Annotated in this window: 21 protein-coding genes and 2 pseudogenes; 9 read left to right on the top strand and 14 right to left on the bottom strand. The window is 38.5% G+C overall.

Features of this window, described 5'->3' with window-relative positions; translation table 11 throughout:
* The 11 genes and pseudogenes from L647_RS0121975 to yceD all read right to left on the bottom strand — a co-directional run.
* The coding region (locus L647_RS0121975; protein ID WP_024612919.1) for an AAA family ATPase at window positions 1-474 on the bottom strand (474 nt) is incomplete at its 3' end.
* Between the two features lies 1 nt (window position 475).
* Window positions 476-1102 (bottom strand): dTMP kinase, encoded by a 627-nt coding sequence (gene tmk, locus L647_RS0121970; RefSeq protein WP_024612918.1) that lies wholly within the window; start codon window positions 1100-1102, stop codon window positions 476-478.
* Window positions 1103-1109: 7 nt separating this feature from the next.
* Window positions 1110-2096 (bottom strand): endolytic transglycosylase MltG, encoded by a 987-nt coding sequence (gene mltG, locus L647_RS0121965; RefSeq protein WP_024612917.1) that lies wholly within the window; start codon window positions 2094-2096, stop codon window positions 1110-1112.
* Complete coding sequence (gene pabC / locus L647_RS0121960) at window positions 2090-2914, bottom strand: aminodeoxychorismate lyase (RefSeq protein WP_024612916.1); 825 nt, start codon at window positions 2912-2914, stop codon at window positions 2090-2092. The genes mltG and pabC overlap by 7 nt, the downstream gene beginning before the upstream one ends.
* 59 nt (window positions 2915-2973) lie before the next feature.
* The gene (fabF, locus tag L647_RS0121955) at window positions 2974-4212 is read right to left on the bottom strand and encodes a beta-ketoacyl-ACP synthase II (RefSeq protein WP_024612915.1); all 1239 of its coding nucleotides are present in this window, start codon (window positions 4210-4212) and stop codon (window positions 2974-2976) included.
* Window positions 4213-4429: 217 nt separating this feature from the next.
* Window positions 4430-4666: an acyl carrier protein gene (gene acpP, locus L647_RS0121950; RefSeq protein WP_002962377.1), complete on the bottom strand. Its 237-nt coding sequence runs from the start codon at window positions 4664-4666 to the stop codon at window positions 4430-4432.
* A 250-nt stretch (window positions 4667-4916) separates the two neighbouring features.
* A pseudogene (gene fabG, locus L647_RS01000000124830) lies at window positions 4917-5661 on the bottom strand (3-oxoacyl-ACP reductase FabG).
* Between the two features lie 11 nt (window positions 5662-5672).
* Window positions 5673-6601, bottom strand: a pseudogene (fabD, locus tag L647_RS01000000124825) (ACP S-malonyltransferase).
* Window positions 6602-6656: 55 nt separating this feature from the next.
* Entirely contained in the window at window positions 6657-7697 is a 1041-nt protein-coding gene (plsX, locus tag L647_RS0121930; RefSeq protein WP_024612914.1) for a phosphate acyltransferase PlsX, read from the bottom strand.
* Window positions 7698-7708: 11 nt separating this feature from the next.
* On the bottom strand, window positions 7709-7879 hold the full coding sequence (rpmF, locus tag L647_RS0121925) for a 50S ribosomal protein L32 (protein ID WP_002962381.1): 171 nt from the start codon (window positions 7877-7879) through the stop codon (window positions 7709-7711).
* Between the two features lie 9 nt (window positions 7880-7888).
* Complete coding sequence (gene yceD, locus L647_RS0121920) at window positions 7889-8413, bottom strand: 23S rRNA accumulation protein YceD (protein ID WP_024612913.1); 525 nt, start codon at window positions 8411-8413, stop codon at window positions 7889-7891.
* A gap of 130 nt (window positions 8414-8543) precedes the next feature.
* Between yceD and L647_RS0121915 the strand changes: the two genes are divergently transcribed.
* Window positions 8544-9143, top strand: a complete 600-nt coding sequence (locus tag L647_RS0121915; protein ID WP_024612912.1) for a Maf family protein — start codon at window positions 8544-8546, stop codon at window positions 9141-9143.
* Window positions 9144-9151: 8 nt separating this feature from the next.
* On the opposite strand, the gene L647_RS0121910 is transcribed toward L647_RS0121915, so the two are convergent.
* Window positions 9152-9814: an HAD-IA family hydrolase gene (locus L647_RS0121910; protein ID WP_024612911.1), complete on the bottom strand. Its 663-nt coding sequence runs from the start codon at window positions 9812-9814 to the stop codon at window positions 9152-9154.
* Window positions 9811-10770 carry a 23S rRNA pseudouridine(955/2504/2580) synthase RluC gene (gene rluC / locus L647_RS0121905; RefSeq protein ID WP_024612910.1) on the bottom strand — a complete coding sequence of 320 codons (960 nt, stop codon included), beginning with the start codon at window positions 10768-10770 and terminating at the stop codon, window positions 9811-9813. The genes L647_RS0121910 and rluC overlap by 4 nt, the downstream gene beginning before the upstream one ends.
* A gap of 772 nt (window positions 10771-11542) precedes the next feature.
* On the opposite strand from rluC, the gene rne reads away from it, so the two are divergent.
* Window positions 11543-14653 (top strand): ribonuclease E, encoded by a 3111-nt coding sequence (gene rne, locus L647_RS0121900; protein ID WP_024612909.1) that lies wholly within the window; start codon window positions 11543-11545, stop codon window positions 14651-14653.
* A gap of 484 nt (window positions 14654-15137) precedes the next feature.
* Here the strand turns inward: rne and yejK are convergent, their stop codons facing one another.
* A complete protein-coding gene (yejK, locus tag L647_RS0121895; RefSeq protein ID WP_024612908.1) occupies window positions 15138-16154 on the bottom strand; it encodes a nucleoid-associated protein YejK in 1017 nt (338 codons plus the stop codon).
* A 62-nt stretch (window positions 16155-16216) separates the two neighbouring features.
* On the opposite strand from yejK, the gene L647_RS0121890 reads away from it, so the two are divergent.
* The 7 genes from L647_RS0121890 (at window position 16217) to L647_RS0121860 (ending at window position 22545) form a co-directional block, all read left to right on the top strand.
* The gene (locus tag L647_RS0121890; RefSeq protein ID WP_002961475.1) at window positions 16217-16429 is read left to right on the top strand and encodes a DUF1414 domain-containing protein; all 213 of its coding nucleotides are present in this window, start codon (window positions 16217-16219) and stop codon (window positions 16427-16429) included.
* 5 nt (window positions 16430-16434) lie between these two features.
* A complete protein-coding gene (locus tag L647_RS0121885; RefSeq protein ID WP_024612907.1) occupies window positions 16435-17928 on the top strand; it encodes a DUF3413 domain-containing protein in 1494 nt (497 codons plus the stop codon).
* 102 nt (window positions 17929-18030) lie between these two features.
* On the top strand, window positions 18031-18510 hold the full coding sequence (locus L647_RS0121880) for a hypothetical protein (protein WP_024612906.1): 480 nt from the start codon (window positions 18031-18033) through the stop codon (window positions 18508-18510).
* 122 nt (window positions 18511-18632) lie between these two features.
* Window positions 18633-20351: a bifunctional isocitrate dehydrogenase kinase/phosphatase gene (aceK, locus tag L647_RS0121875; protein ID WP_024612905.1), complete on the top strand. Its 1719-nt coding sequence runs from the start codon at window positions 18633-18635 to the stop codon at window positions 20349-20351.
* A gap of 13 nt (window positions 20352-20364) precedes the next feature.
* On the top strand, window positions 20365-21303 hold the full coding sequence (locus tag L647_RS0121870) for a LysR family transcriptional regulator (protein WP_024612904.1): 939 nt from the start codon (window positions 20365-20367) through the stop codon (window positions 21301-21303).
* 177 nt (window positions 21304-21480) lie between these two features.
* Entirely contained in the window at window positions 21481-21924 is a 444-nt protein-coding gene (locus L647_RS0121865; RefSeq protein ID WP_024612903.1) for a PA2169 family four-helix-bundle protein, read from the top strand.
* A 225-nt stretch (window positions 21925-22149) separates the two neighbouring features.
* A complete protein-coding gene (locus L647_RS0121860) occupies window positions 22150-22545 on the top strand; it encodes a biopolymer transporter ExbD (protein ID WP_024612902.1) in 396 nt (131 codons plus the stop codon).
* Window positions 22546-22555 lie beyond the last annotated feature (10 nt).

Here is a 22555-nt window from a genome sequence, read left to right as displayed (position 1 = left end):
GGCTGGTAGCTGTGCTGGTTGGCTTGTCGTTAATATTAAAAATCGGCTATTACTTGGCTCTTCTAATGTTTTTAAAAGTGCATTTGCTGCGGCTGTAGTCATTTTTTCGCAGTTTTCGATAATAACGACTTTATTACCATTTTGTGCTGCTGAGTGATTCATAAAATCACTAATACCGCGTATATCATCTACGCCAATGCTTTGCCCGTCGACTTGCGTTAATCGTTTGTCGGGGTGAGTACCAGCAAGTGTTAACAAGCAGCTTTTACATTGTCCACAAGGCGATAAAATACTGTTTGGTATAGTTAAGCGCTCTACTGTATTTTGACACAGTAATGCATTTGCTAACTGATCGCTCAGTTCAAATTTACCTACACCCGTCGGTCCAAAAAATAGTTGTGCATGATGAAAACGCTGACCACGAAAGCTTTGTGCTAAGCGTTGCTGTACATCATGTAACCAAGGCAATGCCATGTTATTTTAATCCGTCAAAAAACGTGCGTAATACATGGGTTATATCACGGTGTACTTTGTCTATGTCTTGATTTGCATCTACAGTTTTAATTGATGAATCGTCATTTGCAAGCTCTACGTAGCGCATACGTGTTCGCTGAAAAAACTCAATAGCTTCTTGCTCTATTCGATCTAGCTCGCCACGCCCTTTTGCACGCTCAAGGCCAATAACAGGGTCAATATCAAGGTAAATAGTTAAATCGGGCTTTAATCCTTTTAATACCATTGAGGATAGCGAAGCTAATGTATTTGAACTAATACCGCGCCCACCGCCCTGATACGCCTGAGACGATAAGTCATGACGGTCAGCAAGTATCCACTTACCTTGCTCAAGAGCTGGGTTAATTACGTTATGCATTAATTGCGAACGTGCGGCGTACATAATTAAAAGCTCAGTCTCGAATGCTATTTCTTCATCGTGCTCAGCTTTTACTAAAGTACGTAGCGACTCGGCCAGTGGTGTTCCACCTGGTTCGCGTACATTAATAAAGTCGATATGCTTTTTATTTAAAAAATCTTGGCACAACGAAATAGCTGTCGATTTACCTGCGCCTTCTAGGCCTTCAATTACTATAAATTTTGGTTTCATAAAAGAGTTAGTTCTTTTTATTTAATATGTATGTGTTAACTGCCGCATTATGTTGTTTTAATGTGGTCGAAAATTGGTGGCTGCCATCGCCTTTTGATACAAAATAAACGTATTGCGTTTGCGGCGGATTAACAGCAGCTAAAATAGCGGCTTTTGACGGCATAGCAATAGGAGTTGGCGGTAAACCATTAATACGGTACGTATTATAGGGTGTGTAATCACGTAAATCTTTACGTTTAATATCGCCATCAAATCCCTCTCCTAAGCCATATATTACGGTAGGGTCGGTTTGAAGACGCATATTAGTGTTTAATCGGTTTACAAATGCAGAAGCAATTAGCGGGCGCTCGCTTGCAAGGCCCGTTTCTTTTTCTATAATCGATGCCATTATTAAAGCTTCGTATGCTGTTTTGTACGGTAAATCAGTAGCTCGTTGCTCCCACGCACTATTTAACGTTAGCTGCATTTTTTGAACTGCACGTTTTAGTACACTACTTGCTGTATCGTTATTATGATAATGATACGTATCTGGAAACAACCAACCTTCTAGGTTTGAGTTGTTTCCTAGTAGTTGCTCACTTAATTTATCTACCTTTAAATCGTTTTGTAAATTACTGGCGCTTTTAATTACGGTCAATACATCACGAAGCGATTGACCTTCAATTATAGTAAAAATAAAGTTTACTTGCTGACCTTGGTTTATTTTTTTAATATTTTCGATAACACTATCGTTATTAAGCTCGTAAAGTCCTGCTTTTAAATCGGTAAGGGTTGGGTCTAGCTTTGCAATAACTTGGTAGCGCCAACAGTCTTCCACCCATTTATTTGCTTGCCATTGACGACATAACTGATTAAAGCCAGTGCCATGTTTGACTTCAAATTGCGTGCTATTTGCTACCTGTAATGGGCTGTTTATTGTTGATTGTATTTGCTGATACCCAATTGCGGTTGTAATAAGCGCTAACAATAATACCGATAAAATAACTTTTAACACTTAGCCTCCTTGGCTAATAATTCGTTTAATAATAACTGGCTCTGCTTAACATTAAATATGTGCTGTTCTATGCTACGTACAGGCACTGCACCCATTAAGCTGTTGCATACAAAAACCGCATCTGCATTGATTAACTCATCCACACCAACACGCTTAAATTCAACGGGTAATTTATCACATAACGATTGTAGATAAACACCCTTTATACCGCACTCATCAAGCTGTGGCGTAAATAATTTATTATGCTTAATGGCAAAAATATTTGCCGCAGACGCTTCTATCACATTATTGTTGTAATCGAGCACAAGTACATCGTCGCAATCTTGTGTTTGCATTGCTTTTTTTATCAATACTTGTTCAAGGCGGTTTAGAGTTTTAAGCCCTGCAAGTAATGGTTGAGAGGCTAATTTAATAGGACTAACATTAAGGCTTAAACCCATATGAGAAAGTGTCTTGTAATTTTTTGGGTAATCTAAAACACTTACTACAATAGTTAAATTATATTCACTAGGTAAACCATAGCCACGCCCGCCTTCTCCTCGTGTAATTACAATTTTTAGTACACTGAGTGTTTGCTCTGCTATTTGCTTAGTAATATGCTTTTCAAGATTATTAAAATCTATTTGAGGAAAACCCAATCGTGCTGCGCACTCAGCTAAACGTGCCTTATGATATGACCAGTGCTGTACTTGCCCGCTGACTACTTTTGCGGTTGTAAAAAAGCCGTCACCATAGTTTAAACCACGATCGGATGTACTTATAACGCTACTTTTTCCCGCTACGATAATTGTTTGTGTGTGCTTTATTGTTTTATGCATATAAAAAAAGCCCAGTTAAACAACTGAGCTCTTATAATTTGATTCGTTGTTAAAAAAGATTATACCTTTTTAAATAGCAACGAGCCATTAGTACCACCAAAACCAAACGAGTTACATAGCGCAAAGTCTAACTTTGCATCACGTGCGGTGTGAGCAATGTAATCTAAATCACACCCTTCATCAGGATTATCAAGGTTAATAGTTGGCGACACTTTTTGGTCTGTTAGCGATAAAATCGAAATAATAGACTCTACCGAACCAGCAGCGCCGAGTAAGTGACCCATCATTGACTTAGACGAACCAACCATTACATCTTTTGCTGCATTGCCAAATATAGATTTAACCGCTGAGGTTTCTGCTTTGTCGCCAGCATTTGTAGATGTACCGTGTGCATTAATGTAGCCCACTTGCTCTGCATTTACTTGCGCATCGTTTAATGCGTTTTCCATTGCAAGCGCTGCACCAGCACCATCTTCCGGTGGAGATGTCATGTGGTAAGCATCGCCACTCATGCCAAAACCTACTAGCTCTGCATAAATTTTAGCGCCACGTGCTTTAGCATGTTCATATTCTTCAACAACAACAACGCCAGCACCATCCGACAATACAAAACCGTCGCGATCTTTATCCCAAGGGCGAGAAGCCGCTTGTGGATCGTCGTTACGTGTTGATAACGCGCGTGCTGCGTTAAAGCCACCCATACCAATTGGAGTACAGGCTTTTTCTGCACCGCCGGCAACCATTGCATCTGCATCACCATAAGCAATCATACGTGCAGCATGACCTATGTTGTGCAAACCAGTTGTACACGCGGTAACAATAGATATATTTGGACCACGAAGCCCATGCATTATTGATAAATGACCAGAGATCATATTAATAATGGTTGATGGTACATAGAACGGCGATAACTTACGTGGACCACTATTTAATAGTTTAATGTGGTTTTCTTCAATAAGTGTTAATCCACCAATACCAGAGCCTACCGCTACACCAATACGTGTTGCATTTTGCTCAGTTACTTCTAGACCAGAATCTTGAAAGGCTTGTACACCTGCTGCAATGCCATATTGGATAAATAAATCCATTTTTTTAGCATCTTTAGGTTGCATGTATGCCGATGCATCAAAGTCGTTAATTAAACCAGCGAACTTTGTACCAAATTTTGATGTATCAAAGTGAGTTATTGTTTGAATACCACTTTTACCATCTAATAAGCCTTGCCAGGTTGATTGCACATCATTACCTAGCGGCGTCAACATTCCTAAGCCAGTTACGACAACTCGACGTTTAGCCACGGTTTGCCTCCAATAAGGGATTATTTTTATAAGTATGTGATCATACCCAAGCTACCTCAAAGTGCTAGTCCCAAAATAGATTAAAAACGCATAACACACGCAAAAATAATTGTTAGTTAAAATTGGACGTTAAGGTTTGGGTTTCGGATCGTGTACTTTGAGGTGGTTTGGATATATAAATTAAGGGCAGCGAATGCTGCCCTTAATTTGCGATTAATTACTCAGCGTGAGCTGTAACGTAATCGATTGCAGTTTGTACTGTAGTGATCTTTTCAGCTTCTTCATCTGGGATCTCAGTATCAAACTCTTCTTCAAGAGCCATAACTAGTTCAACAGTATCAAGAGAATCTGCACCTAGGTCATCTACGAAAGAAGATTCGTTTTTAACTTCTTCTTCTTTAACACCTAGTTGTTCGATGATAATTTTCTTTACGCGTTCTTGGATATCGCTCATTCTTCTTTCCTTTATTAAAAACGCCAATGCGTTATTTTCAGATTGCCGCGTAGTTTACGCCGCATAATTCTCTGATTCAATGATTTGACCATAAATAATTGTCTGGTCAAACCTCTGAGTGTTTATTTTATCTTTTATCGCTTATTTTCGCAGCGATTTCAAGTATGTTTAAAGCAAGTTTACTAAAAATTCAATGTTTTTTAGATGCCCTGCTCAACTTAATTTGGTTACAGTGCAAATTAAATGGCGATTAAACCATGTACATCGCACCATTTACATGCAAAGTTTCGCCTGAAACATAAGCAGCAGCATCTGATGCTAGGTAACAAACTGCAGCAGCAATTTCATCTGGCTGACCCAAACGTCCTGCTGGTACATTAGCGAGTGTAGCTGCTTTTTGATCTTCTGTTAACTCATCGGTCATATCTGTTTGAATAAAACCAGGTGATACAACGTTTACTGTAATACCACGCGATGCAACTTCACGAGCTAATGACTTAGAAAAGCCAATAACACCTGCTTTTGCAGCTGCATAGTTAGCTTGACCTGCATTGCCCATAGTGCCCACTACTGAGCCTATGTTGATAATACGACCGTTTCTTTTCTTCATCATTGGGCGTAATACAGCTTTAGATAAGCGGAAGATTGAGCTTAAGTTGGTGTCGATAATATCGTTCCACTCATCATCTTTCATACGCATTAATAAATTATCGCGTGTAATACCTGCGTTGTTTACAAGTACGTCAATATCGCCTAAATCAGCTTTAATTGCTGCTAAAGTTGCTTCTATAGAAGCAGCATCGGTTACATTTAATGCGTAACCTTTACCGCTACCACCTAGGTATTCGCTAATTTTAGCTGCACCAGACTCACTCGTCGCTNCCAGCTACTTTCGCGCCTTGTGCAATTAAAGTTGTTGCAATTGCTTTACCAATACCACGGCTAGCGCCAGTAATTAGGACAACTTTGCCCTCTAAAGAAAATAAGTTAGACATTTTATATACTCTTATTTAGCTGCATCAATTGAAGCACAGTCGTTTACTGAGCCACAAATCATTGCTTTATCAATTCGTTTTGCAAGACCAGTTAATACTTTACCTGGACCAAATTCGTAACTTTGCGTAATGCCTTGTGCAACAAGTGCTTGCACTGTTTCTGTCCAGCGTACTGGGCTGTATAATTGGCGTACTAATGCTTCTTTAATCGCATCAGCTGCTGCTTCAGCTTTCACGTCTACATTATTAATTACACCACACTTAGGTGTATTAAATGTTAAAGCGGCTAAATCTGCTGCAAGTTTTTCAGCAGCCGGTTTCATTAACTCACAATGTGAAGGCACGCTTACAGAAAGAGGTAACGCACGTTTAGCGCCTGCATCTTTACATGCTTGTGATGCTCTATCTACTGCAGCTTTATGCCCTGCAATAACAACTTGACCAGGCGAGTTGTAATTTACTGGAGAAACAACCTCACCTTGTGCTGATGCATCGCACGCAGCTTGAATTTCAGCATCACCTAAACCAATAATAGCAGCCATTGAACCAACACCTGCTGGTACTGCCTCTTGCATGTATAAACCACGATTTTCGACAAGCTTAACAGCTTCGCTCAAGCTAATAACATCACTACATACTAATGCAGAGTATTCACCTAAACTGTGACCNCTGCCATAACAACATCTGTATCAGGGTTTGCTGCTAACCAATGACGATAAATAGCAACACTTGCCGTTAATAAGGCAGGTTGAGTACGATGTGTTTCATTAAGTTTTTCTTCTGGACCATTAAGTACTAACTCAGCGAGATCGTAGCCTAATGCATCAGACGCTTCGCCAAACGTTGCTTTAACAATGTCTGAGCTTTCTAGTAACTCTTGTAACATACCAACGCTTTGTGAGCCTTGACCTGGGAATAGAAGTGCAATTTGTTGTGCCATACTTTGCTCTTTTTAATTAAACAAATAAATATTATTGTAAAACACGGCACATCAATTATTGATTAACCGCCGTGTTTTCGGAATGTGTTTTTTCGAAAATTGCGGCTATTTTATCAGGAAGTTGACGTTCAACTTCTTTTACCGCTTCATCGATCGCTGCTTGAAATGCCTTAGCTGAGGCATTTCCATGGCTTTTAACGACAATACCGCGCAATCCTACCAGACTTGCACCGTTATACTGGTCGGGGTTCACCTTTTTATAGAGTTTTTTTATGATTGGGCGAAGTATAAAGGCCATACATTTATAAAGAAGGTGCTTTTCGAGTGCTGCTGTAAACTTATTCATAATAAGTTTTGCTATGCCTTCGCATGTTTTGAGCGCTACATTACCTACAAAGCCTTCGCATACAATTACATCGGCTTTGCCTGTAAAAATGTCACTACCTTCACTGTAACCAACATAATTTATATGAGGGCTTTGTTGCATTAACTGAGCAGCCTGCTTAATGCCTTCGTGACCTTTTATGTCTTCAGAACCAATATTTAATAAACTCACTTTGGGGTTGTTACAACCCAATGCTTGACCGGCAACTACTGAGCCCATAATGCCAAACTGATACAGTATTTCGGCATCGCAGTGCACGTTAGCGCCTAAATCTAGAAGATATACTGGGTTTTTACCTTCGGTAGGCACAGCTGATATAAGTGCGGCACGTTTAACGCCTGGTAGCATTTTTAAAACATAGTGAGCCATAAAAAATAACGCACCCGTGTTACCAGAACTTACGCATGCTTGAGCTTCGCCCGATTTAACCAAATCGAGGGCAACACGCATAGATGAATCTTTTTTTGAACGTACAGCAATTGAAGGTTCGCAAGCATTAGTGACTATTTCACTACAATGGCGAATAATTAATCTTGGATGTGATAAAGAATCGAGGGATTCGAGTTCTTTAGATATAACGTGTTCGTTACCACACAAAATGAGTGTTAAGTTGGCATGAACGTTTACCGCATGTACGGCAGCGGGAATAGATGAACGGGGGCCGTAATCGCCCCCCATCATATCTAACGCTATGGTTAGATCTTTCAGCATAAAGCAATCTCTTATTTAGAAATTACTTGAACGCCTTTGTAGTAACCATCTGCAGTCACATGGTGACGACGATGAGTCTCACCAGATGTTTGATCTACAGTTAAAGTTGGACCACTGATCGCATCGTGTGAACGGCGCATGCCGCGTCTTGCACGAGACTTTTTGCTTTTTTGTACAGCCATAGTCTTCTCCTAAGAATCTTTCTTAAGTTGTTTCAAAATATCAAATGGATTAGGTTTATCATCTTCCGCCTTTAAAACACCAAAGCTGGCAGGCTTTGCTGAATAACTGCATGAAGCTTCGTTGTGGGTAGCAACTAATGGAATTGCTAAAATTAGTTCGTCTTCAATTAAATCAAAAACGTTAACTTCACCATTTTCATCAAGCGCTACTTCATCGTAGTCTTCTGGAAAAATATCTGACTCAGTGTCTTCACCTACTGGAGAATATACAAAGTCTTGAACCAAATCCAACCCTAAATCACCATTACAACGTTGACAAGTGACAGTTAAGTGTGTGGACAAATTGCCTCTAATCACAACGAAACCTTGATCATCGTTTTTGCAATGAATTTTTACCGCTATTTCACCTACTTCTTCCTGCACAACTTTCTCTAAACGAGTAAGTTTTTCAAGCGGTACAATTCCGTCATACTTTAAACGGTGCTGCGCTGCTTTGCCTGGATGAAGAGTGATGGGAATTTTCACCTTTTGCATAGGGGCTGCATCATATAGATAGTTAGTTTGTTAGTCAAAGTAAAAAACCATTTTTACGTGGTTTTTAACGTGTTTTACTTACGGATCTGATTTATCCTAACTCAATCTGATTTATCATAGGAAAAAATCCGTGAAGTACCCACTTATTTTAGCGTCAAGCTCACCTTTTAGGCAGTCTTTATTACAAAAATTTAATTTACCATTTGATACGTTTTCACCAGATGTTGACGAATCAGCACTTGAAGGCGAAACACCCACAGAGCTGGTTAAGCGTTTAAGTGAATTAAAGGCTTCAGTAGCAAATAAGCACTTTAACAAAGGTTTAGCTATTGGATCAGACCAGGTCGCAGTATTTAATAATCAAATTTTAGGTAAACCGCATAATAAACAGAATGCCGTAAAACAACTAAATTTATTTAGCGGGCATACTGTAACATTTTTAACGGGTTTATGTGTTTACGATATTGTAACTGGTAATAAAAAAACGTGTGTTGAACCCTTTAATGTTACTTTTAAAACCCTAAGTGACGCACAAATTAGTGCTTATTGCGATGCAGAACAACCTTACAACTGCGCAGGTAGTTTTAAAAGTGAAGGTTTGGGTATTTGCTTGTTTGAAAAATTAACTGGGGACGATCCAAATAGTTTAATTGGTTTACCATTAATTAAACTCAGCCAATTGCTGGCTGAGTTTGGTTTAGATGTATTAGCTGCCCAAAACAAATTTTAATTACAAAGCTAGCCAATTAACACGTGTTGCAGCTGTAGATAATTATCTACCGTTGCAACAGGGCTAAGCTTATTTAGCTGCTGTGCGTTGTGTACACCCATTGTTACGCCAATTCTATCCATGCCAGCAGCTTTTGCCATGGTCATGTCTATTTGAGTATCACCAATCATTACAGCGTCATTAGCGCTTATGCCAAGTTCTTCAAGTAATTGATACAACATATCTGGAGAAGGCTTTGATTGCGCTTCATCGCTTGTACGCGTTGCACTAAAAAAATGACGTAATTGACTTTGTTCAAGTAAACGATCTAACCCACCCCTACCTTTACCTGTTGCAACCGCTAAAATAATGCCCTGCTCTTTTAAAGTATTTAAAACGCTGGCAACATTAGCAAATACGGGAGTGGGAGTCGTATCGACACTGTATTGATATTTATAGCCTGAAATTAACGCTTGGTGCTGCGCTGCATTATCAGGAAATAAAACGTCAATTGCTTTTTCAAGCGACATACCAATAATGCTTTTAATTACTTCATCGCTAGGCGGCACAATATTAAGTGCAACGGAACTACTACGAATACAATTTACTATTTTAGTAATTGAATCCATAACGGTGCCGTCCCAGTCAAAAATGACAAGTTTGTACTTTTTGACTGATTTGTTACTTATCACGCTTTACTAGCACGTAATTTAAGCAAGCAACTACTCAATGCTTTATCAAGTGGTGCTTCTACTCGCATAGTCGTTTCATTTTTTGGATGATAAAAGCTTAAATCGTGTGCGTGTAAAAATAAACGATTTAAACCAACTTTACGCATTGAATCATCAAATTCTTGTTCACCATATTTATCATCGCACGCAATAGCATGACCTTTACATTGTGTGTGCACACGAATTTGATGCGTACGACCTGTAACCGGTGATGCTTGTACAAGTGAGCAATCGTCAAAACGCTCAAGTACTTTAAAACGAGTATGTGACGGTTTACCTTCAACATTATCAACACGTACCACACGCTCACCCGACTTAAGTGTGTTTTTTCGTAGCCCTTCGGTTACATTTTTAGTTTTACCATCCCATTGACCGCTAACTAACGCCCAATAGTTTTTTTCCATGGTTTTTTCACGTAGCTGTTCATGTAAAGCTGTCAGTACTGAGCGACGTTTAGAAATTAATAAACAACCCGATGTATCACGGTCAAGTCTATGTACAAGCTCTAAACTACGTTCTTCAGGGCGTAGTACGCGCAATGCTTCGATTAAGCCGTAGCTTAAACCACTGCCGCCATGAACTGCCATACCTGATGGTTTATTGATTACAATAAGATACTTATCTTCAAATAAAATATCATTTTCAAGGCGTGTTACTTTATCAAGTTTTGCTGGTACAAATTCTTCGCGTTCAGCCACTCTAATTGGCGCTATACGAATAACATCTTCAAGCTGCAGTTTATATACAGGCTTAATACGTTTTTTATTAACGCGTACCTCGCCTTTTCGTAAAAGTTTATAAATAGCGCTTTTAGGCACCCCTTTTAAATGGGTAATAAGAAAGTTATCAATTCGCTGACCTAAATGGTCTTCGTTGATCGTGACATAAGTTACTTGTAAGTCGTTTTTTTCTGACATTGCCTAATCACTAATTTAAGTAAAATAATTTAGTTGCTAACACTGTAATAATAGTGGGATAATCAGCAGCGCAAATATTTAATATTTGCAAATAACAACGGTGCTTTTTAACACATTAAAACATTCGTGATGCACATTCTGGGTAGCCGATCATACAGATCCGAGTTAAGTTTTCCAAAGCTTTTATACATACCTAGTCAACACGTGCGATCAATTAACGGCAATGCGCGTAATATATTGCAAGTTAAGTTTGAACATGAAGCGATTTTTAATGTGATAGAAAAAGCAATGAACAGATAATTTGTCTGATAGTGGCGACGTAAAAACACGTCGTTCAGCATTTGCTCAATTATTGTAGTGCCGTATAGCAGCTTATTTAGAACTAAAAAAATCTAAAAAATAAGCGTTCATTAACATCGGCAGCGACTACTGCTCATAAACCGAATACTAGCGATACATGAAGTATGTGTATTGCTTACGATTTAATGAGCCCTACGCGCCTAATATGAATGATATTTAGTAAGATTAATATGACAGGCCGACTTCTGGGTAAACGTGTAATGCAGCTGAAAAGCCGACACTTTTACACCATTAAGAATTTAATAGCGTGACTACGCACTATTGTTTGCCACCATTTAAAATACTGCATACGGAAATACAGAGCCGTTCCGTTAAAGACCCAGTCGTGAGGCTGCACATTCTAAAAATAGGAACAACTGAACAGGCGAGAAAACATCGTCATGTCAGAGACATAAACTAGTAGAGTAATAATATGAAACGTATGCTAATCAATGCAACGCAGCAAGAAGAAATGCGTGTAGCACTGGTTGACGGCCAGCGCCTATATGATTTAGATATAGAAAGCCCAGGTCACGAACAGAAAAAAGCTAATATTTATAAAGGTAAAATCACGCGTATTGAACCATCTCTTGAAGCAGCATTTGTAGAATATGGTGCTGATCGTCATGGTTTCCTTCCTTTAAAAGAAATTGCCCGTACTTACTTCCCTGCAGGTTACACTTTCCACGGTCGTCCAAATATTCGTGACGTGATCAAAGAAGGTCAAGAAGTAATAGTTCAAGTAGATAAAGAAGAGCGTGGCCAAAAAGGCGCAGCTTTAACTACCTTTATTAGTGTTGCAGGTAGTTACTTAGTACTTATGCCTAACAACCCACGTGCTGGCGGTATTTCTCGACGCATTGAAGGTGATGAACGTACAGAGCTTAAAGAAGCACTTGGTCGTTTAGAGCTACCTAAAGGTATGGGCTTAATTGTTCGTACTGCTGGTGTTGGTAAATCATTTGAAGAACTAAACTACGATTTAAAAGCGTTACTAGTACATTGGGAAGCAATAAGACTTGCTGCTGAAAGTGCTAAAGCACCGTTTTTAATCCACCAAGAAAGTAACGTAATATTCCGCGCAATTCGCGATTATTTACGTCGTGATATTGGTGAAATTTTAATTGATAAACCACGAGTATTTGAAGAAGCGCAAGCACATATTGAACGCTTTCGTCCTGACTTCATGAGCCGTGTTAAACTTTATCAAGGCGACACACCATTATTTACGCATTACCAAATTGAAAGTCAAATTGAGTCTGCGTTCCAACGTGAAGTACGCTTACCGTCAGGTGGTTCAATTGTAATTGACCCAACTGAAGCACTTACTTCTATCGATATCAACTCGTCTAAGGCAACTAAAGGCGGCGATATTGAAGAAACAGCACTTAACACCAACCTAGAAGCAGCAGATGAAATTGCACGTCAATTACGTCTACGTGATTTAGGTGGTTTAATTGTTATCGACTTTATCGATATGACTCCTCCACGCCATCAGCGTGAAGTAGAAAACCGTTTAAAAGATGCAGTTCGCCCAGATCGCGCTCGTGTACAAATTGGTAAAATATCTCGTTTTGGTTTACTTGAAATGTCGCGCCAGCGCCTGCGCCCTTCATTAGGTGAAGCAAGCCAAGGACCATGCCCTCGTTGTAGCGGTCAAGGTACTATTCGTTCTAACGAATCAATTGCTCTTTCTATACTTCGTTTAATTGAAGAAGAAGCAATTAAAGACAACACAACACAAGTAAATGCTCAAGTGCCTGTTGCTGTTGCCGCTTATTTATTAAATGAGCAACGCCGTAGTGTTCAGCGCATGGAAAAACAGCATAGCTGTGACATAGTGATTATTCCTAATCAGCACATGGAAACGCCACACTATGAAGTAATGCGCTTGCGTAAAGACGAAACTCTTGAAACTGTGAGCTATGAACAAGTTGTTGCTCCAGAGCCTGAAGCATATGAAATGTCTAAATCGCCAGTAGCACAGGTTCGTGAAGAGCCAATGCTAAAAGGTGTTGTTATGCCTTCTACGCCAGCTCCACAAGCCGCGCCAGTAGCTAAAGCTCCTGTTGTTGAAGTGAAAGCTGAAAGTGGATTATTTGAAGCTATTGCTAAATGGTTTAAATCGTTATTTGCTAGCGAAACCGTAGAAGAGAAAAAAGAAGCTGCTGATAAAGAACAGCAAGAACAAGACGCTCGCAATAAGAGCCGTGGTAACGATAATCGTCGTCGTAATAACAATCAACGTCGTCGTAATAATCCTCGCTCTAAACCACGTGTTGAACGCACTACTAACGAAGATGAAGTTAAAACTGATTCTCCTGCAGTAACAAACGAGAACCAAGAGAGAAGCGAAAACCGCAATAAGCGTCGTCGTAATCCTAATTCACGTAAGCGACCTGAGCATAAAAGCGAAGATAAAGAGCAAGTAAAATCAGAAGTACCTGCGAAGGTAGAAACAACTGAAAAAGTTGCAGTTGATTCTAAACCAGCTCCAGCACAAGAGCCTAAGGAACAAAAACCTAAAGTTCGCCGCCAACGTCGTAATTTACGTAAAAAAGTACGTTTACAAGATGAAAATGCTGAGCAAGTAAAAGTAGCTGATCAAACGACTGAGCAAGCTGTGGTTAATGATGAGAAACCACAAGCTCAAGAGCAAGCACCTGTTGTAGAAAAACAAACGCAAGCTCCTGCAGAGAAAGCAGCACATATTAAAGAAGAAGTAGTCGCGGTTGAATCTAACGATGAAATAGCAACGACTGAAGACGATCAAGAACAAACGCGTACACGTTCTCGTCGTTCTCCTCGTCATCTTCGTGCATCAGGACAACGTCGTCGTCGCCCTGAAGGTGAAGGCAATGAAGCTAAGTCAGATGAAGCTCCTGCATTCGTGCCAGTTGCTGACCAAGCCGCTGCAGAGTATGAAGCTGAACTTAAAGCAAAGTCTGAAGAAACAGTTGTTAATGCATCTCAACAAGTTGAGCAAGCAATTGCTGTTGAAGACTTAGCTAAAGTTGAAGTACAAGCACAAACTGAGCAGCCAGCTAAAGTTGAAGCGCCAGTAGTAACTGAGCAACCAGCTAAAGTTGAAGCGCCAGTTGTCACTGAGCAACCAGCTAAAGTTGAAGCGCCAGTAGTCACTGAGCAACCAGCTAAAGTTGAAGCGCCAGTTGTAACTGAGCAACCAGCTAAAGTTGAAGCACCAGTTGTAACTGAGCAGCCAGCTAAAGTTGAAGCACCAGTAGTCACTGAGCAACCAGCTAAAGTTGAAGCGCCAGTAGTCACTGAGCAACCAGCTAAAGTTGAAACGCCTGTTGTAACTGAAAAATCAGTACCGCATGTTAAAACAGTAGTTTCGCAAGGTACTGCAAGTGCTCCAATGGCTCAGCCAACACCAGTTGCTGATAGCGAAGTAAAACATATATCTGTTGCTATGGCTCACGACAAACGTGAACTAGTACCAGACAGTGGCTTACGTGCAGGTTCAATCAAACCTGCTGGTCGTGCAAGTTCTGCAACAACTAAAACATTGAGTGCTGATTAATAACTAACACTCATTAAAAAGCCCCGCTGTTTAATAAATAGCGGGGCTTTTTTGTTTAAATACTTTGAATAATCAGAAGAGTTGCTTCACGCCTTTAATTAGTAATTTATTCACAAAGAGGTTAAGAGGCGCTGCGCTTTTAGAGGTCGTAATAAAGCTAAGTCTAGCTAACTTGAAAAACATCGCTAATAAACCATAGTTTGTGTTTTCTCATTTACTTCTCTTTTTGCAATGGATTTTTTAGTGGTTTATTAACAAAGATATTAAATAACTAGAAGCGGTGCTTCTCGCGTAGGCAAGCTTCACGCCTACAACCAAAATTTAACATTCAGTACAAATTAACCTGTAGGTGCACAACTTGTTGGCGTTACGGGCAACGCCCTCAATAAGTGATTTACTCACAAAGATAAGTAACGGTGCCTGTAAAAAAGCGCGATATAAATACCGCGCTCTTAAATCAGCTTTCAAATTTGATCATGAAAGTTTATTCGCTTTCACTTTCCATAAAGCGTTGAAGCTGATCTTTTAAATTTGGCGGAATACCTTTAATCACTAACGTATCGGTTGCTTCGTTATAAGTAACACGCTCACCTAAATGTTTACGCTCAAAACTCACGCTTACACCACCACCAAGACCCGAAAATTTAACCATACTGGTTACTGTTTTTTTATCTACCGGAAACGATTCTTCTAAATCGTAGCTTTGTTCTTTACAAAAGCTATCGAACGGGCTGTCATCACCTTTAGTAAGTGTAGCCGAAAGTTCACTTACGCTTGCATCTTCACCGGTCGTTACACAGTCACTACAGTAATCAAAAACTTGCTTACGTAAATCGTCTTTTTCAGATTTATCGAATTGCTGCTCTGATAAGTAATCTTCAACTGCACTTAGCATTACTTGGCTTTGTTGTTTTGAGTCTATACCCTCTTCACAACCTAAAAAGTCTAAGAAAAAGTCAGCAACTTTTCGACCTGCTCGTCCTTTAATAAATGAAATATAACGATTGTCTTCTGCCTGTGTATCCCACGCCGTTAAATCAATACGGGCAGCAAGTTGCATTCGCGATATATCAAGGTGACGCGAAGCTGCTAAATCAAGTTCAGATGTAATGGAATAATGTTCTTTAATATTTATCATCGCAATAAGCATGTAGTCAGTAGCTACATACTGATAATGACAAAAGATTAAATATCCGGTTTCGTTAAACGCATATTTATCTAGCTCTTCTTTTAAAACAGTTGACGCTTGCTCTGTCATGTTCCAAAAGCCTAGTTCATCATTACGGTAGCTTTGCATTGCGGATGCAACTACACTGTTTTTATCACCACTAAATGCACAATAACCTTTACCAGGCTTACCGTTGTATGCGTGATGCAATTGTTCGATGAACACAGCCACTTTATCGTTGATGATCATTTCATCATTTCGAAGATGAATTTGCGTATCGTCGTCTTTTTTGTCTACATAATGAACGACTAATTTTTTAACGTCTGTTGTCATCTTTGTTTTTCACGCCTCTAGTGTTAAAATACGGGAATATATCTATTTTATTGAACCAACTGATGCCAATCTTATCAAAATACTCTAATGAAGAAGTAGAACAAATCGTCGATCAGCTTATTGATGTGTTAACTAAACACAATGCGCCAGTAGATCTAAGTCTTATGTGTTTAGGAAATTCTATCACGCATATCTTAAAAGAGCATGTACCAACAGGGAAAAGACAAGCCGTTACTGAGAACTTTGCAAAAGCTCTTGCTCAGTCGGTTAAATAATATTTATGAATTTATCGCAGCACAATGAGTTTTCATCAAAAGCGAGTCAGTTGTTAAGCTGGGGGCATTGGTTTACCTTTGCCAACATTGGCTTAGCGCTATTTATTAGCTTAAGCTATTTATTTGCAGACTCGCCTCCAACAAGCTTTATGGGTATTGTTTATATGCTAGTAACGTGGCTTAGCCACACTAGCTTTATTGCCTTTTTAGCGTTTGTGCTGACGGTATTTCCGCTTAGTTTAGTTTTCCCCTACCCTAGACACATTCGCGGTATGGCTGCAGTAATAGCGACCTTTGGAGCTTCATTACTCACCCTTGATGCATATGTGTACTTTAATTTGGGGTATCATTTGAGTTCATCCGCTTTGCCCGAAATTTTATCGCTTTTATGGCATCGCTTAACAAGCTCACCGGCCCTAACAACAATACTTGCTGGCGGCATTGTTTTACTTATATTAGGTTTTCAATTAATTGTTAGTAATTTTACATGGCAACGTTTAGAACAATTGAAGCAATTAAAATTTGCGCGATATGCAATTTCATTTTTAATCGTTTGTTTTGCACTAAGCCACAGCATTCATATTTGGGCTGATGCAAATTTAGAGTTTGATGTTACTAAACAAGATAACGTATTACCGCTTTCGTACCCTACAACAGCTAAAAGCTTATTAGCTAAAAACGACCTGCTTGATATAGAAACGTATAACCAAGCGCATAACGTTAAAATTAATAATCAAAATATAAATTATCAAATGCCAGCGCCTTTAGAAAAATGTGAAGACTACACTCAAGCTAACGTAGATATATTTGTATTTGAAACTGATGAACAATTAGCACAGTTTGTAGCTAAAAATAAAAACATGTATAAAACCGAGCGATTTTTACAACCAACTGATCATAGCGATATGCTATTTAGTCTTGTATATGGTTTACCTGCTTTTTATAAAGCCGCAATTGTGAAAGATCAAACTTTACCTGCATGGCAAAGTCAACGTCGTAGTATTGAAATATCAGGAATAGATGAGCTAAGCTTTGTTAACGACCAAGCACATACAAACAGTGCTATTAGGGTTATTAAAGGCTCTGAAATTACAGTACCTCGTGATCACGCACAGTTTTTTGCTTTTAGCCTAGCAAGTGAAAACCAAGAGGTTGTAAGTACTTCTAGCTTATATAGTTCTGACAAGCGAATTTCTAAGGTTGACGGGTTAATTCAACCAAGTGACTTAATTGCGACAAGTGTTGGACAGTATTTAAATTGTAAAGCAATTACAACGCAAACAATGCTTGGCGTTAACTTATACAATAAAAAAGACGACATAGGCGTTAACTATTCACAAGGTGTCGTTATAGCCTATAAAAAAGATAGAATTACACTAATAGATTCAGATGGTAATTTTAAAAATATTTCTGCCGCTGAAGGTTTTTCTATTGAACAAGGACTCGATATTCCATTTTTAGTGCAAAGCATTAAAAAACTAAAAACATTTATTCAGTAACCGTTACCCCTAACCTAGCTTGCTATACTACCAAGCTAGGTTATAGTTTTACTTTAAGGCTATGGCGCCTAATAAAGTAGAATAATCACAGGGATGACCGTTATGTTTAAACTGTTTACTTACTCTTTTTACGTATATTGTATTTGTATTAGCTTTTATAGTAATAGCGCAAATACTTACTACAAATGTGTTACGGAAAAAGGCACTACCTTTTCTCAATTTCCCTGTGATAATGACGCTACTGTTTATAAAGTACACACTACAACAAATCAGCAAACTGGACCTAAAGTTGACTACACCAAACAATTGAACGAACTAGAACGTGAACGGTTGTTAAGTGGTTTGCAGGCTGAACTTCGTAGTAATAATCATAAATTAACGATACTCGAGCGAGAAAAAGAACGTGCTGAATATAAACAGCAGCAACGCCTCAATCATATTTTAGCTAACGACGATAAAAAACGTATTACTAGCGATATTACTAAAAAGCTAAAAGTGATTAATAAAGAGTATAAAAAGGATGTATCCGCGATTACTAAGCGGATAAAATCACTCGAAAAGAAGATAAATTCATATAAATAAGTTAAACGAAGATTAAAATATTACATCCGTACCATGTACTTTATTTAGCTTGGTTTTAAACTTAAAATAACATACCCTTAACACAATAGAGTATAAGCTCTAGCGTCTATTAAGGAGTTCACATGCAGGCACGTCGTATTGCCGAACTAATTTTAACAGGCTTTAAAAAGCACTATAAACTATTTCAAAAAATAACAGCGAAAGCCCCCCATGCTTTCGCCAATAAAGATTGGCAAGCAATAAATGATATTAGCCGATTACGTATTAGCTATTACGATAATCGCGTTAACGAAACTACACAAGCCTTACAGAAAGCACAATCGACCGATGAGCTAAATGAAGCTCTATGGCTTGAAGTAAAAAAAATATACCAACACTTTTTATGTTTTCATCCTCAGGCTGAGCTTGCAGAAACCTTTTATAACTCCGTATTTTGTCGTCTGTATCATAGACGCTACTTTCATAATGACTTTATATTTGTACAAGCCACATTAAAAGATGACCCACCGGTACCAGTTGAAGCAGAATATAGAAGTTATTTTCCGGTAGTCGATGGTTTAAAACCGACAATAAAACAAATTATCAATCACTTTGATTTCAAAGCTTCATTTGTCGATTTAGAGAGAGATATTCGCCTGCTCGTTAAGGCATTTTATAAGCAAGCACCCGATACACATCATCAACCATGGCAAATGCGATTTGATATACTCCATACCCCATTTTATCGAAATAAAGCAGCTTACATTATTGGTCGAGTTGTATCTAAAAGTGGCGTACAGCCTTTTATAATTGCCGTGCTACACCATGAAGACAAAGGCTTATACTTAGATGCATTATTGACTAAATCATCGCAAATGCGTGTTATTTTTGGTTTTGCTCGTGCTTATTTTATGGTTGAAACTCACGCCCCATCAGCATTGGTACGCTTTTTAAATCAGCTTATGCCGAACAAAACAATAGCTGAACTTTATAATGCTGTTGGTTTTCACAAACAAGGTAAAACAGAATTTTATCGCGAATTTTTAAGTCACCTTACTCACTCTAATGATGAATTTACCATTGCCCCTGGTACGCTAGGCATGGTGATGATGGTATTTACACTCCCCTCTTTTGGCTATGTTTTTAAAGTAATTAAAGACAAGTTTGGTGAAAGTAAACCATTTGGTCGCGACACTGTTTTAAAACGCTATCAACTAGTAAAAAGTCATGATCGCGTTGGGCGTATGGCTGACACCATAGAGTATTCTAACGTCGTATTTCCTTTAGCCCGTTTTGATAGTAATTTACTTGCGCAATTACATAAAACAATTGGCTCATCAATGGTGATCGAAGGTGATTGGTTAATCATTAAACATTTATATATTGAAAGACGCATGACACCACTAAACCTATTTTTAGAAAATGCAGATGACGAAAGTGCTGCTGATGCAATTGAAGAATATGGTCAAGCACTTAAAGAAATGATTGCCGTTAATATATTCCCGGGTGATATGCTATTAAAGAACTTTGGGGTAAGTAAACACAAACGTATAATTTTTTATGATTATGATGAAGTGCAATATTTAACGGATATGAACTTTAGAGCTCTACCTAAAGCAAAGAGCTACGATGACTATCTTACAAATGAGCAGAGCTATTCAGTGGCTCCTCAAGATGTATTTCCTGAACAGCTTTGTACTTTTGTAACGCCAAACCCAACGTACAAACAATTTTTATTAAGTACACACCCTGAATTAGTTGACGTTAATTTTTGGAAGCAGGCACAACAAAACATAAAAAATGGGCAAGTGAGCCATATTTACCCATACCCGACAGCACAGCGCTTTATCCATCACTGGTAAACGAAGGACACACATGAATATAAGTAAAATAGATTTAAATTTACTGGTTTACCTCGACACGCTACTACGAGAATGCAACGTAACACGCGCTGCAAACCAATTGAGTATTACACAACCTGCAATGAGTAATGGTCTTAAACGGTTGCGAAACCTCTTTAACGATCCTATTTTAGTACGAACCAGCGATGGTATGGTACCGACAGAGCGTGCATTAGAGTTGCAACCTGTAATACGCGGTATATTAATGACTCTTGAAGAGACTCTTGCGCCAAACAGAGAGTTTGAAGCAAGCCAAAGTAAACGCGTATTTAGGATTATGGCAAGCGACTATGCGGCGAGCACTCTAGCACCCAAACTGCTTAGTAAATTACACGACGAAGCCCCTGACACTACATTAGATATACTCACCCCTAGTGATGTGACTTTTCATGATGTAGAAAATGGCAAAGTTGATATGGCTATTAATCGCTTTGAAAATCTACCTCAATCGTTTCATCATAAGCGTATTTGGAAAGATAGCTTTTGCTGCTTAGTTAAAGCTGACAATCCCATTATCGAAAGCTTTAGTTTAGATAGCTATTTAAAGGCACGTCATATTTGGGTAAGTAAAACAGGCTTTGGTGTTGGCGTTGGAATGGATCCTAAAGATGTACAAAAACTTGGTTGGGTAGATGAAGCCCTTGCTCATTTTGGTAAACATCGCAATATTGCTACTTTCACACGTAATTATCATGTGGCGATACACCTAGCCAAAGAAAAAAACCTCATTGCGACTCTTCCCTCTAAAGCTGCGAACATGTACTCGGATGATCCTGGGCTTAAAATTTTAGAACCGCCCTTTCCTATCCCTCCTTTTGAGTTAGATATGATTTGGAGTCCTCTTTTGCACAGAGATGCGAGCCATATTTGGTTACGACAAAAAGTAGCTGAGGTTGCCGAAGAGCTAAAATAACCTTATTACACAATATCTTGTAAAAATTGCTGGGTTAAAAGTATTATAAATTAACTTAGTAATCTTAATTTGTTATTATTTCAATAAAAATCAACAGGTTAAAATAGATTAACATGGTGGAATAGCCTTTGCTTTATTAAGTTGTACTTTAATATTCATTTAATAAAAGAGGTCATTATGAACACCCATCAAGGAACAGAAGTAAATCATATTACTGACATTATTCAAGTAATGAACAGCGGCATCGACTTTTACGAAAAAGCCCAAGAAAAAGTAAAAGATCCTGCTATTGGCGCACTTTTCCAGCGTATGATTGATGCCCGTAAAGTAAGTGTTGAGCGCCTACAACCCTATGCTATTAACGAAAAAGGCGAACGCGAAGATGGCTCTTCATTTGCAGTAGAAGCACGCCGTGCATATACAGCCGTTTTAACTACATTTAGTTCAAATAACGATAGTACATACGTTAAAGAGCTTGAAGAAGTAGAAGATAAGACACTAGCAGAAATCAAAGCTGCAATGGATAAACCTCAACCCGCAGATTGTGAAGCAGCTTTAGCAAAAACATTGTTAACAATGCAAAGCTGTCATGCTGAGATGAGTCGAATGCAAAAGCATTAAGTTTTAATTTTTTACGTCAAAACGCCCAGCCTTGTGCTGGGTTTTTTATTGCCTTTAAATAATCGATGATTTAAATATTACATAGTGCGACATAATTTATACAAATATTTAATATTATTAGAATATTTAATTAACCACACTTTATTTTAGCTGTGCTAGTTTTGTTAATAGGATCCTAAAACCTCGCTGTGGCGCCGCAGCATTTAACTAAAAGTAAGGTCCAATATGAAAAGTAAACTAACTAAACTGCAAAATAATGCTGATGTAGATATGACACCTATGCTTGATATAGTGTTCATATTACTAATTTTCTTTATTGTAACTACATCTTTTGTAAAACCGGTAGCTATTGAATTAAACCGCCCGCTCGATAGCCCTCAAATAGACAAACCAGTTAAAAATGCGTTATTTAGTATTGATGAAAGTAACGCAGTGTACTTTGCTGATAGGTTGATTGACTTAGAGCAAGTCTCTACTAACTTAGCAATGTTTGCTGCAAAATATGAAATAAGTTCGGTATTGATAAAAGCTGACGAAAATAGTAATCACAATACATTGATGAATGTAATAAACAATATTAAAGAGTATGAGAACTACTCTATTGCCCTAGTCTCTAAATAAGCATTTAGAA

Source organism: Pseudoalteromonas sp. TB64, assembly GCF_000498095.1.
Lineage (GTDB): Bacteria > Pseudomonadota > Gammaproteobacteria > Enterobacterales > Alteromonadaceae > Pseudoalteromonas.
This window is presented reverse-complemented; position numbering and strand designations above follow the sequence as displayed.

What these genes read in the sequence shown, in the direction of transcription:
- rluC (WP_024612910.1), bottom strand. Translation starts at nt 10,770, where the DNA reads ATGTCAGAAAAAAACGACTTACAAGTAACTTATGTCACGATCAACGAA.
- yceD (WP_024612913.1), bottom strand. Translation starts at nt 8,413, where the DNA reads ATGCAAAAGGTGAAAATTCCCATCACTCTTCATCCAGGCAAAGCAGCG.
- L647_RS0121865 (WP_024612903.1), top strand. Translation starts at nt 21,481, where the DNA reads ATGAACACCCATCAAGGAACAGAAGTAAATCATATTACTGACATTATT.
- aceK (WP_024612905.1), top strand. Translation starts at nt 18,633, where the DNA reads ATGCAGGCACGTCGTATTGCCGAACTAATTTTAACAGGCTTTAAAAAG.
- yejK (WP_024612908.1), bottom strand. Translation starts at nt 16,154, where the DNA reads ATGACAACAGACGTTAAAAAATTAGTCGTTCATTATGTAGACAAAAAA.
- L647_RS0121890 (WP_002961475.1), top strand. Translation starts at nt 16,217, where the DNA reads ATGCCAATCTTATCAAAATACTCTAATGAAGAAGTAGAACAAATCGTC.
- L647_RS0121885 (WP_024612907.1), top strand. Translation starts at nt 16,435, where the DNA reads ATGAATTTATCGCAGCACAATGAGTTTTCATCAAAAGCGAGTCAGTTG.
- acpP (WP_002962377.1), bottom strand. Translation starts at nt 4,666, where the DNA reads ATGAGCGATATCCAAGAACGCGTAAAGAAAATTATCATCGAACAACTA.
- L647_RS0121880 (WP_024612906.1), top strand. Translation starts at nt 18,031, where the DNA reads ATGTTTAAACTGTTTACTTACTCTTTTTACGTATATTGTATTTGTATT.
- pabC (WP_024612916.1), bottom strand. Translation starts at nt 2,914, where the DNA reads ATGCATAAAACAATAAAGCACACACAAACAATTATCGTAGCGGGAAAA.
- rpmF (WP_002962381.1), bottom strand. Translation starts at nt 7,879, where the DNA reads ATGGCTGTACAAAAAAGCAAAAAGTCTCGTGCAAGACGCGGCATGCGC.
- plsX (WP_024612914.1), bottom strand. Translation starts at nt 7,697, where the DNA reads ATGCTGAAAGATCTAACCATAGCGTTAGATATGATGGGGGGCGATTAC.
- L647_RS0121870 (WP_024612904.1), top strand. Translation starts at nt 20,365, where the DNA reads ATGAATATAAGTAAAATAGATTTAAATTTACTGGTTTACCTCGACACG.
- tmk (WP_024612918.1), bottom strand. Translation starts at nt 1,102, where the DNA reads ATGAAACCAAAATTTATAGTAATTGAAGGCCTAGAAGGCGCAGGTAAA.
- L647_RS0121860 (WP_024612902.1), top strand. Translation starts at nt 22,150, where the DNA reads ATGAAAAGTAAACTAACTAAACTGCAAAATAATGCTGATGTAGATATG.
- rne (WP_024612909.1), top strand. Translation starts at nt 11,543, where the DNA reads ATGAAACGTATGCTAATCAATGCAACGCAGCAAGAAGAAATGCGTGTA.